Origin of the sequence: Cryptosporangium phraense (assembly GCF_006912135.1) — a bacterium.
GTDB classification, from domain to species: domain Bacteria; phylum Actinomycetota; class Actinomycetes; order Mycobacteriales; family Cryptosporangiaceae; genus Cryptosporangium; species Cryptosporangium phraense.
This window is the reverse complement of record NZ_VIRS01000037.1, coordinates 3,729-16,680: the sequence shown is the minus strand read 5'-3', so window position 1 is coordinate 16,680 and position 12,952 is coordinate 3,729. Positions and strand designations below refer to the sequence as shown.

Below are 12,952 nucleotides of genomic sequence, written 5' to 3'. Positions count from 1 at the left end.
CGAGCCCCAGGACGTGGCCCGCTGGGGCCGGATCGCCGCCATCCTGGACGAGTTCGGCGGCGCGGTGATCGCCCGCCGCCGCCCGCCCGGATCGCCGTCGTCGGCCGGCCTGGAGTGGTTCCTGGTCCGGGGCAACGGCGACGGGCCGTCGCTGGGCCTCGACCCGCTCCCGGAGGCGCCGAGCACGCTCCCGGAGTTCCGGCACCCGTTCACGCTGCCCCGGGGCGTCCACGAGGTGGGCGGGGTACTGCGCACCGGTCCGGTCCGGGTGCCCAGCGACGTGGAGCCGGTGCTGGCCGGCTTCACCGCACCGGCGCTCGCGTTCGTCGGTCCGTCGAGCGTCGTCGCGGCCGGTCTCGCGCAGGTCGGACGGGAGGTCGGGCCGGGCCTGGTGGCGGTCGCGACCCAGCCGCTGGCGCCGAGCCGCTGGGACGAGGCCCGCGCGCTGGCCCGGGACAGCGGCGTCCCGGTGGCCGTCTCGCGCACTGGCCGCCCGGGCGAGCCCTGGCGGGTCTACCGCCCGGACGGCACGTTCGGGACCGTCCCCGACCTGGCCTCGGTGCCGACCGCCGAGCTGACGCCGGTGACCGGCGCGACCGGCGACCCGGCGCACCCGTTCGCGCGCCCGGACCAGGGGCTGACGATCGTCGTCCCCGAGAACGCCGACTGGGCCCAGCAGACCGCGGCGATCGACGACCTGATCGACGCGTCCGACGCCCGCCGGTCCGACGCGCTGGTGGTGTTCAGCGGCACGCACCCGGACCCCGCCCCGCTCGCGCGGATCGCCCGCCACCTGGGCGTCCGCATGGTGACGGCGGTCCGCGCGGACGGGCCGCCGGACGCCACCCGGACCGGCACCGGCGGAGTGCTCGCGCCCGACGGAACGCGCTGGACTCTGATCGATCCCGACGAGACGATCCACCCGCTGAGCTCGCGGACCAGCCGGGAGATCATCGACGCGGTCGCCCGCCGGGAGCAGCCGCTGCCCAGCCGCTTCCGGCGGCACGAGTCGGCCGTCCTGCTCGGCAGCAACCCACCGTCGGACGTGCTCGGCGCCGCGTTGGGGGTGGCCCCGTTCCGGACCGGACCGACGGTCGTCCTCGGGCCCGACCGCTCCGATCCCCGGTACCTGGAGGGTTCGCTCGGGCGGGTCGACGAGGCCTTCCCGGACGGCGGGGCGACGGTCTTCGTCAGCCGGCCCTCGTCCGCGGCCACCCGGGCGGCCGACATCGCCGCCGCCCGGCGGCACGGCGTCACGCTGACGTTCCTCGAGGTCACCCACCACTCCTACGGGATCGTCATCACGCCGGACGGGCAGGCGAACCGCCTGTACCGGATCGACTCGTCCAACCAGCCGGTGCGGTTCGGGCAGGCCTGGTTCAACCTGGCCGCCCAGATGATGCTGACCGACCGGATCCTCTGGACGGCCGGCCAGGCCGACTCCGAGCAGGCCCGCACCGCCTACCGGGACGCCCTCCACACCGGCGTTCCCTTCGCGGTCGTGATGCCCCGCCACCTCGGCCCGGCCGACGTCAGCCGGGTGACCACTGCGCTGGGCCGGACGCTGGGGACGCGGGGCGACGCACCGATCTGGCCGCTGGTGATCGCCCCCGCCCCGGCCTCCGGGCGGGACCTCGACGCGGCCGGGTTCGGCGCGATGGCCCGCGACAACAACGTGATCGTCGCCGCCCGGCTGGACGACGGCGCGCACTGGCTGGTCTACACCCGGGACCGCGTGATGCTGGTCCCGGGTGGTGACGTGCTGGCCCCGGCCACGATCGCCGACGTGGTCGCCCAGCACGTCGGCGGGCACGTTTCCGACCGGATCGTGTCCCTGGACGACACCTTCGAGGACAGCACTGACGTGACGCCGCTCGGACCCGACCCGTCCCGCCCCGATGGGCACGTCGTCGGCGGCGACGCCGAGGTACGCGTGGCCCGGACGCTGCCCCCCGACCCGGACGCGTACACGTTCGTCGCGCACAGCGGCCTGAGCGCCGACGAGATCGTCGAGCGCATCCGCGCCCACCGGCCGGCCGGCGACACCCGTCCGATCCGGCTGGTCGTGTGCGAGACCGGTACGAACGGCATCGCGGCCGAGGTCGCCCGGGCGCTGGGCACCCCGGTGCTGGCCCCGGCCGGCGTCGTGTTCCAGTCGACGACCAGCTCCGCGCCGCAGTTCAACGGGTTCGTCAGCACGATCGCGGTGGACGCCGACGGCGTGCTGCGCCCGGACATCCCGCCGACCGGCCGCTGGATCCTGTTCGACCCGGACGGCAGCACGACACCGATCGGCCCGACGCTGCCGGTGAGCGTCACCGACGTCACCGGGGCGAGCCAGCCGGTGCCGACCGAGGCGGCCGGGCACAGCTGGGCCACTTGGCTGCTCGACCCCGGCCAGGCGTTCCCGGCCGTGCCCTGGATCCTCAGCGAGGGCGGCTACGTCGGCACCAGCATCCGGACGATCGGGTTCTCCAACGGCGACGCGATCCGCCAGGGGTTGTTCGACTCGGTGCAGGCGCTCAACCTCGGCGTCGACGACGGCCCGCTGCGGGCCGCGATCGACGAAGCCTTCCCGGACGACGTCCTGCGCGACGGCGTTCGGGACATCGCCGACGGGCTCGGTTTCCGTCGCACGATCAACCCGCGCTTCCCGGACGACGTCCACGGCTCGCACCGCGACCGGTCGATCGAGCTGGTGCTCTCGGCCCCGCCGCCGACCGCCGCCACCCGCGGCACGACACCCGGCTCGGCGTCCAGCGACCGGAACGCGGCCGGCGACTTCCCGTCCGGTGGCAACCTCGACCGCCGGTTCCCGGAGCGCTCGCAGCGCGCGGTCGCGCAGAGCGAGTCGGCCGCGACCGGCTGGACCGCCGCCGCCGGGTTCACCGAGGTCATCCCGACCGGGGCCCCGCCCGGCGCGCCGCTGCGCGTCGGCGGGATGGTCTCGGTGTTCGCGCAGTGGAGCAGCCGGCTGCGCAGCGCGGTCACGGCCGCGTCCGGCTTCCGCCGGAACGAGGAGATGACGTTCGCCGCCGACGGCGACGCGGCCAACCAGGCCCGCCCGGTCGACCTCACGCTCCCGCTCCAGCTCGACGTCCACCACCGCCGGGCCAACCTCGTCGGCACCCGGTCCCGGTACGCGGTGCCGATGCCCGCGACCAGCACCGGCACGATGAACGCCGACGTCACGATCGCGGTGCCGCACGCGCTGGAGAACGCGGTCTCGCCCCGGACACCGGCCCGGGTCGCGGCGACGAACGCGGTGGCCGCACCGGCCGACGGCTGGAAGCTGCCGTCGACGATGGTCGTCGAGAACGTCGTGCTGACCCAGCCCCCGGCTCCGGGGCGGCCGGCGCTGCTGTTCGACCGGTTCGTCGAGCTGCTCCCGGCCGGGTTCAAGAAGATCGGCAGTCCGCACCGCGAGCACGCGCTGGAGTTCGTCGGCGAGATCGGCCGCAACCTCGAGCCGCTGACCACGACCGGCTACTCGTCGGACAAGATCACGTCCCGAGACCGCGAGGGGGTCTACGGCTTCCGCTCGACCACCCGCGGCTACGCGACGATGAACGGGACGATCGGCACCCCGGTGCTGCTGGCCACCGGGCGCACCGCGGGACGCCACGAGTCGTCGCTGCGCAGCTTCGTCACCAGCGCGTTCGGGCGCTCGCGGGACAAGAACAGCCGGATCACGGTCACCGGCGGCCCGATGGTCGGGTTCGCCGAGGCCCCGAACAATCCGGCCAGCTTCGGCGTGTTCGGCGTCGGCCCGAACCTGGGCGCCGAGAAGCGCTCCGGCGACTCCGACGGCCGGGGTTTCGCGTCCCGGGTGGACACCAAGAGCAAGGTCACCGGCGACCTGCTGCTCTACGAGATCCCGATCGACGTCCGCACCCGGGTGGAGACCGGGGCCGGCATCGCGCCCGCGCGGAACCTCGGCGTCGTCAAGGCCCGAGTCTGGATCACCCCGGCCGACGCCAGGGCGCTCGGCTATCCCGACGCCCCGGCCGCCGTCGCGCCGCTGCCGGCCGACCCGGCGACCGTGCCGGCCACGTCCCCGTTCGCGCCCCGGGTCGGGAACTGGCAGCCGATCGGGCTGTCCGACCTGCGCGAGGTCCGGGGTAGCCAGGAACTGTACGAGGCGGCCGTCCGAGCGGTGGTCGAGGTCGACCCCGAGCTGCTACCCCGCGACGGGCACGAGCCGACCCGGCTGCAGCTGCGCAACCGGGCCGCGCTGGTCTCGAAGGTCACCGAGTCGGCGCTGCGCGGCTCGTTCTCCACGCTGCGTGGCGAGGGCGTCACGATCCCGCTGCGCCGCCCGTCGTCGTTCACCCGCGGGCTGGTCACGAACTCCTCGACGGTGCTGGTGCGGGTGAAGGCCCAGGTGCCGAACGCGCCGTTCACGTACCGGGGGCCGGTGGCCGGCACCCAGCTGGAGCAGGTCGTCCAGAACCTCGACCGCGACTCGCAGGGCACGAGCACCGGCAGCGGCTGGCGGGCCGGGTTCGCGTTCGAGCTCGGCGCCCGGACCGGCTGGCACCACCGGATCCGCGGGTTCATCGTCCGGTTCGGACCGACCTGGTTCTACCGGCGGGGCCGGGGGATGGGCGGGGTGACCACGCTGACCGGCGGTCACCTGGAGAAGTACGACGGCGCGCTGCACGAGTACACGTCGGATCTGACGTACTCGATCGAGGTCGAGACGCCGAAGCGGCCGAGCTCGATGGCCGCTCCGTTCAGCCGGATGGGCCGGCGCCTGCCCGCCCCGACCGCGGCGACGTTCCCGGCCCCGGCGCCCGCACCGGCGGCGGCCCCCGCGGCGGCCGCGGCGCCCGCGCCTCCGGCGCCGACGACGCTGACCGTCACCGACGCGCTGCGGCTCGCGGTGCCGCCGGTGACCCGGGCCGTCCAGAACCCGGTGCTCCCGGCGGCCACCGCGCCCCAGCTGCGCCTGGAGGACGTCCCACCCGCGGCCAACCCCGGGGCGTTCACGCTGGACGGCCCGTTCGTGCTGGACGACGTCAACGTGCCGGCCGAGGCGATGGTCGCCGCCGACGTCGCGCTGGCCGGGTCGCTCACCGAGGATCCGGTGACGGCACCGGGTGCAGCCCGGCGGGTGCGCAAGGCCCAGCCGGTGCGCCGGCTGCTCGGCCTCGGTGGCCTGTGGAGCGGCTGGCAGCGCGGCACGATCCAGGGCCGGAGCGGGCGCCAGTACACGTACGAGGCGTCCGCGCTGACCGAGCCGGGCACGCCGTCGCAGACCGCGATCCTCGACCGGCTGACCCCGGACGCGATCCGTTCGGCGATCCAGGAGTATCTGGACGGCGACGGCACCCCGGCCGACGTCCTGCGCAAGGGCCACCTCACCGACCTGCTCGGCAACCTGGACGTCGAGGTCGAGCTGTCCGACCCGGTGGTGATCAGCGAGACCGACGGCACCGGCCACACGCTCTACCGCTCCGACGACGTCACCCACCAGACCGACAGCTCGGATCGGCGCGACCGGGGCGTCGAACTGGCCGTCGTCGAATCGCTGGCGACCGATCTCGTCGAGCGGGACAAGAGCCGTCCCCGGGACGTCCACCAAGGACTACCGCGGTTGCAGCAGGGGTGGTCCGGCGGAACGTCGGAACGCACCGAACGGGAGCTCAGCCACACCGAGGCGCGCCGGGACGTCCTCCAGCAGGACACCAGCCGGTTGCTCGCGACCGTCACCCTCACCTTCACCGGTCAGGTGAAGACGCAGAACATCTGGCCGACGGTCTGGGGACACAACCGACGGCGGGTCTCGACGTCGGTCACGATCCCGGCCGGCGCGCTGCTCAAGGTGAGCCGGGCCGAGGCCGACCGGATCATCCGGCAGGTCGCGGCCCAGCGGGTGAACCCGGCCGCGCCGCCGGTGGCGGTCGCGAACCCGCCGGCCCCGGCCGGCCACCGGATCGCCCCGCCCTACCTGCACCGGATGCTGGGCCTGTCGACGGTCAGGAGCTCCACCCGGCTGGACGACGCCGAGATCCGCACCGCGCTGGACAACGCCGACCGGGACGTCCCGGCGCACCTCTACGACGACATCGTCGACAGCGTGCGGAAGCTGACCGGCAAGCGGCGGATGCGGTCGGGGGCGCAGGGCCTGTTCGACGGCGGGATGAAGGACCGCTTCACCAAGCGCGGCTGGCTCTACGACGAGAAGGTGACCGTCGAACTCGTCGCGACGCAGCTCAACACCCGCCAGGCCCCGACCGGGAACGCGGCCGGCCAGACCACGTCGACGTTCACCGCGGCCACCGACGTCACCGAGGTGACCAAGGTCAAGCGGCGGCTGTGGAACCTGGCCGGCGGCTTCGGCTACATCGGTGGGGCCCGGCTGACCGGCGACAACGGCCTGCAGTCGGTGGTGTCGGAGGCGCGGGCGGGCGCGAACCTGGGCATCCACGAGGAGTCGGTCCGGGACAGCGAGATCAAGGGGACGTCGGAGTACGCGGAGAAGTCCGACCCGACCGAGGCGTTCGTCACCGACCTCGACTACCGGATCAGGATCACCCGCCGCCGGGTCCCGAACCGGCTCGGGCTGGCGCTGGCCGCCACCGGCCTGAACGTGCACACGGTCGCGCGGTCCTGGCGGGTGCAGCGGTTCGCCAGCGACCTCATCACCAAGGTCGGCGGCCTGACCGTGTCGGTGCCGAACACGCTGGTCGACAAGGCCCCGGAGATCCGGGCGCTGTTCGCGGCCGGGCCCGCGCCCCGGTCGGTGGTGGCGGCGCCCGCCCCGCCCCGGGTGACCCGGCCGGCCGACGGCACGGCCTGGACGTTTCCCGACGGGATGGACTTCCGGATCGAGGGCGCGCACGGAGCGGCCGAGCTCGGGACGCTGATCGAAGAGGCGTTCGCCGGCCCCCGCCGGCCGTCCGACCTCACCGAGGATTCGGACGCCGACCTGGTGATCGACCAGCTCACCGACGGTTCGACGTTCGCCGCGCTGCTCGGGGCCGCGCTGACCCGCGAGGTCGACCCCGGGACGATCTTCCGGGACGGGCTGTTCACCACCGAGCTCGGCGACTTCACGATCGAGGCCCGGCTGCGCGACCGGCCGATACTCATCGACCACAGCGAGCGTCTGGAGCTGGAGAAGCAGTCCGAGGACGGCAAGGCCCACCGCGTCGGCACCGAGCGCGGTCGGGAGACGTTCCTGGAGGGCCGGTTCGCCGCCCGGACCGGCGAGGTGCTCCCGGTCGAGGCCCAGCGCAACCCGCTCGACACCGGACGGCACGAGCCGTCGATCGGCGTCGGACGCCAGTCGGCCGGGCAGCAGGGGACGTCGGAGACCGGCGGCATCGGCGACGGACGCAAGGGCAAGCACAAGGGCTGGTCGTTCCTGTACGCGTCCGACGTCGAGCTGACCGTGACGCCGACCAGGCACGCGAACCGCACGATGACCGTCGAGTCGACGCTGCCCAGCGAGGCCCGCTCGGTCGTGCTCCCGAAGGCCGCGCTGTTCCGGCTGTGGAGCGGCGACACCGAGCAGCTGGGGCTGACCGGCTGGCGCGAGCGGCTGGGCGACCCGGCGTCGATGGCGGCGATCCCGGTGCCGGCCGGGCTGCACCTGGACGTGGCCAACGGCGAGCTCGTGCTGACCCGCACTCCGCCGGCCGCGCCGGTGCCGCTCACCGCGCTGCCCTCGGACGGCACCGCCCGACTGCGGGCCGCGGCCGGGGTCACCGCTTTCGACGTCCAGGCGTTCCTGACCGGCCTGGCCGGGCTCCGGACGCCGCCGGGCTGGCCGGTGCCGACGTCGATCCAGTTCGACACCGCGCCGGTGAACCCGGGTGCGGTCGCGGTGCTGACCGGGGCGCCGGTCACGTCCTCGACCGTGGTGCCGGCGTCGGCGCTCGACCCGGCCCGCGAGCCCGGCTGGACGCCGGTGCCGACCCGGTTCACGCACCGGCCGCCCCCGCCCGGGCAGCTCATCGGCACCCCCGAGCACGGCGACGACCGGGCCGTGAACACCTGGCTGACCGGGGCGCCCGGGGGCGTCGGCGGGCACGGGATCACGGCGTCGAACGGCTCGTACGTCATCGCCGCGCTGCCCGGTGTGACGCTGGACGCGACGCCGAGTGGCTTCACGCTGCGGGATTCGCGTCAGCCGGCGCCGGCGTCGTCCCCGCCGCTCCCGAGTGGACCGGTGATCCGGATCGAGCCGACCGCGGACCCGGCGGTCGCGGCCCAGCTGGAGGCGGCGGCCGAGCACCTGCTGACCAACCTGACGCCCGACCTGCAGGGGTTGGCCCAGGTCGAGCAGAACGGGCGGACGGTCACCTCGGCCGAGTGGACGGCCCGGCGCGACCCTCAGTGGACCGACACGGCGGTCGGCACCGGGGCGGCGATCGACGGCGTGCTCGACCGGCCGGCGCACCGGTCCGCGCACCGGGACGGGCGGCGCTGGCACGACGGGCTGGCGACCGCGCTGCCCGGCGTCGTCGGCCTGACCGGCGGACAGTTGCCGGGGCCGGTGACCGCCTACCGGATCAGCCACGACGAGGCGCGCGGGCCGTTGACCGCGGCCGAGACGGCGGCCGACACCGCGACGCGGAACCTCACCACCCCGGCTGGGCTGGACGCGGCCCGGCGGGCGCTGACCCGGCTGGAGAACGCGCTCGCGGCTACCGAGCAATACCTGGCCGACCCGCAGCACACCGCCCTGGAGCAGGCCGCGAACGGCCTCACGCAGACGCTCCGGGACCAGATCGGAACCGCCGACGGGGTGACCGGCCGGTTCGACCCGGCCCAGGCCACCCGGGCGGCCACCGACGCGCGGACCGCGGAGACCGAGGCCCAGAACCGCCGGAACGCGATCACCGCCGCGCTCACACTCCGGCACGGCGCCCCGCCGTACGGCCCGGTGCTCACCGAGCTGGACGCCCGCGTGCAGGACGACCTGCACGCGGCGGCCGACCGGCGGCTGCGGGCCGACCGGGCGGCGGCGACGCTCACGCAGGTCACGAACCTCCGCGCGCACCTGGACGGTGTCCTCACCCGCTCGTCGGACGTGCTCACCCGGGCGGCGGCCGACACCGCGACCGCGCTGCGGGACGCCCGGCAGACCGCCGACCGGCTGCGGGCCGCGATCCAGGCCGCCGAGACCGTGACGCTGTCGACGGCCGAGATGGACGCGGCGCCGTTCGCGACCGTCACCAGGGGACCGAACGGGGTCGTGCTCGCGGACGGGCATCCGCTGGCGCTGCGCCCGGTGGCGCACGGTGGGGTCGCGCTGGTCACCGCGGAGACGCACCGGCGGATCACGTCGGCCGACTTCCTGCGGTTCTCCCGGGTCAACGGTCATCGGTCGCTGCCGGTCGTGGTGCACGGCGACGGGCTGTCGGTGATCGCGTCGGTGACCCGGCCGGACGGCTCCGAGCGGTTCGTGCGGCTGGACGCGGAGAACCTGAAGCGGGCGCTGGAGCACGGGCTGGACGGCGTCGAGCGGCTCACGCTGGTCTCGTGCGGTACCGGGTCGATCACCGGCGGGCTCGCCGCCCGGCTGGCGTCGGTGACCGACCTGCCCGTGCTCGCGCCGCCGGTGAAGGTGCACCTGACGTCGGGCCCGCAGCGGCTGCGCACCGACGACGAGGAGAGCTGGCAGCTGTTCCTGCCGGAGAGCCCGGAGGGGTTCGACGCACTCACCGACATCGACGGGGCCGGGTTGCACGGGGTGCGGTCGGTGGCGCCGGTTCCGGGCGATCCGAACGCGGTGCCGATGACGCCCCGGCGGGTGCCGGGGACGGCCCCGACGCCGGTGCCGCACGGGATCGCCGGGATCGGGCCGGTGGTGGTGCTGAACGCGGCGCCGATCCGGGAGGCGTTCGTCGTAGTTCCGGTGGACGCGGCCGGGGTGCCGGACACGACCGGGGCGCAGGGGCGGCTGGAGGCGTCGCTGGTGGCGCCGGGGGTGATTCCGGCCGGGCACGCGGTGCTCACCGTGCAGGTCCCGGTGAGCACGGCGGTGCTGGTGCGGGCCAGCCAGCAGGCGGTGCCCGGGGACGCCGGGCTGGCTTCGGTGGCGGCCACCGTGGACACGGTCTGGATCCCGGCGGTGGCGCGGGGGCGGGTGACGCTGACCGCGATGCGCCGGGCTCCGGAGCCGGGCTCGTCCCGCCGGGTCGGACGCTTGGACCGCCCGCCGGCGCCGTTGCCCCTGACCGCCTGGGACCCGGCTCCTGTTCCGGCGGCCCCGGCTTCGGTGGACTCCGCCGACGGCGAGCCCAGTGACGTCGAAATGGACGTCGAAATGGACGTCGAAATGGACGTCGATACGGACGTCGAAATGGACCTCGACGAGGTCGAACTGCCGGACGGGTTCGACCCGACCAACCCGGACGCGACCGAGGCGCAGCTCGTCACCTGGATCCGGCAGGAATCCCTGCTGCCGTACTCCGACCCCCGCACCGACCCCGACCTCGACGGAACCGGCCGGGACATCGGACTGGAGCTGGAGTTCGACTTCGTCCCGCCGCTGACCGACGAGCAACGCACCGAGCGCCTCGAACGCATCGCCGCCGACCTGGAGCGGTTCGGCCTCTCCGAGAACGCCGAGGTCAACGCGTACGGCTCGGCCCGCCGGGCCGGCTACACCACGCGCCGCGACGGCTGGCGGCTGGAGCTCGACAGCTCGGTCGACGGCGAGATCGTCTCGCCGATCCTCCCCAGCACCCCGGAGACCTACTGGAACATCGCGCTGGCCACCGCGATCGTGCGCCGCCACGGCGGAGTCGCCACCGCCCGCACCGGCGGCCACGTCCACGTGGACGTCGACCACCTGGTCGGGGGCGACACCCCGATCGGCGGGCTGGCGGCGCTGGAGGGCCGGTTCGCGTCGGTCCAGGACACGCTGTACCGGCTGAGCGTCGTGCCCGGCTCGCGCTACCACCGGGGAGTCCACTACGGCCGTCCGCTGCTGGAGCCGTCGGAGGGCTACCACGTCCCCGACGACGCCGACGGCGACCTGCTCGAGGCCCACGAGGACCGGCTCTCCGCGCTCACCGGCGAGGCCCGGTACAACGCGCTGAACCTCGTGTCGGTGGTGCGTGACCTCAGCGACGCGATGTGGTCCGAACCGCCGCCGCCCCGCCAGCACGTCGAGATCCGGCAGTGGGGCGGCAGCCTCGACATCGGCGTCATCGAGCTGCAGGCGCGGCTGGCGGCCGGCCTGGTCGGAGGCGTCGACCGGACGCGTGCCTACGGGCCGTCGCAGACGATCGGGCAGCACCTCGGCGTCGCCGATCAGGCGGCCGAGCTGGCCGCGTTCCAGGCCGTGCGGTCGCTGCTGCCGGGCGGGGGCAGCGAGCGGATCCAGCAGATGCTGGTCGAGTGGTTCGGCCGGACGCGCTGGCAGCCGCGGCTGGGCCTCCACACCGTCGGGTACACCAACCACCTGCGGATCGGCGCGCATCCGGCGTCGACCACCGAGGAGGGCTTCTTCGACGCGTTCGCGGCGACCCGGGAGGGGCTGACCGTCGTCATCAACAGCGACGACCTGGACCTGGTCGCCTCGGACCTCCAGCCGTTGCTGGCCACCGCCGTCGATCCGCTGGTGATCGTGGTGTCGCCGCGCGAGCGCGACGCGCTCCGGGTGCTGGGGCAGCTGCCCGGACTTACGGTGATCGGCGTGCGGGAGGCCGAGGTCGAGCATCCGGACGAGATTCCGGACGGCGCGCTCGTGTCGCCGCCGGGCACGGAGTGGTTCCTGGTGCGGGCGAACGGGAGGGGGCCGAGCCTGGGGCCGGTGGTGACGTCGCCGATCGAGCCCTACGCGTTGCCCGACTTCGCCTCGGAAGCGGCCGACGGCGCGATCGTGCTGGGGGCGTTCGACGCCGAGTGGGTCGCGCCGATCGTGGCCGGGTTCGAGAACGCGGTGGTGGTGGTCGGTGACATCGCCAACCCGCTGGCCTCGCTCGACGCCACCTTGGACAGCCTGACCGTCGAGGAGGCGCCGATCGTGCTGATGACCCGGCCGGTGGGCGTGCAGGCCTTCTCGACGCTGCGCAACCTGGCGATCCGGCACGGGGCGATGGTGGTGGCCGGGGGCGTCGTGCACCACCCGGACGGAAGCACGTCCGCATTCGCCGGGGAGCCGACGCCGGCCGCGCTCGTGGCCCCGGCCGTCCCGCCGTGGACGGAAGGGCTGCCGCCGGGCGCCATCGCGGACGGGAACACGGTCTGGGTCAACGAGCCGCCGAACAACGCGGCCCACCACACGGCCTGGCTCGACGCGGCCGCGTCCCGGACCGGCCCGACCGTGTTCGTCTACGCCGGGCCCGGCCTGCCGGATCCGACGCCCGCGGTCAACGCGGTGCTGAACGCGGCCGGTCCCGCCCGCCGGGACACGCTGATCGTCCTGCTCAACCCGGTCGCGAGCCCCGCCTGGCCCCAGCAGGCCGCGGCCGTCGGGGCGACGGTCGCCGCGCTGGGCCCCACCGGCTGGACGGTCTACCGGGCCGGTCCCCGGGTCAGCCCGGTGGGGGCCGCGCTGGACATCGCCGCGGTCACCGACGCGATCGACACCGGCGCGCAGCTCGGCCTGCCGCTCGGCGTCCACCGGCGCGACGACCTGCTGTGGATCGGCCGCCCGGAGGGTGGGACCGGCCTGAACGCGTTCGCGCCAGCCTCCCCGGACGACCCGCCGACGATCGTGATCGGGCAGAACACCGATCCGCGGCCGGGTGGCCAGATCGCCACGCTGACCGGCCTGCTTCCGCGGGTTTCTCCTGGGGCGCTGGTGATCTTCCGGGTGCCGTGGCCGGGCGTGACCCCGCAGCAGTACCAGCAGCTGGCGGTGCAGCACGGTATCCGGATCCTGGTGCCGCTGGCGGTGGGCTGGGCGCTCGTCACGCCCACCGGCGTGCGTCAGCTGCCGGCCGGCGCGGACCGGGCGGCGGTGGATTCCTCGGGCGTTTCGTGA

General features: G+C 74.9%; 1 protein-coding gene (running past one end of the window). It reads left to right on the top strand.

Annotated elements, in window-relative coordinates:
- Window positions 1-12,952 carry the end of a WXG100-like domain-containing protein gene (locus FL583_RS40520; protein WP_170324006.1) on the top strand. The gene continues 24,380 nt to the left of window position 1, outside the view, so only the last 12,952 of its 37,332 coding nucleotides appear in the window; the start codon falls outside the window, past its left edge; it ends in the stop codon at window positions 12,950-12,952.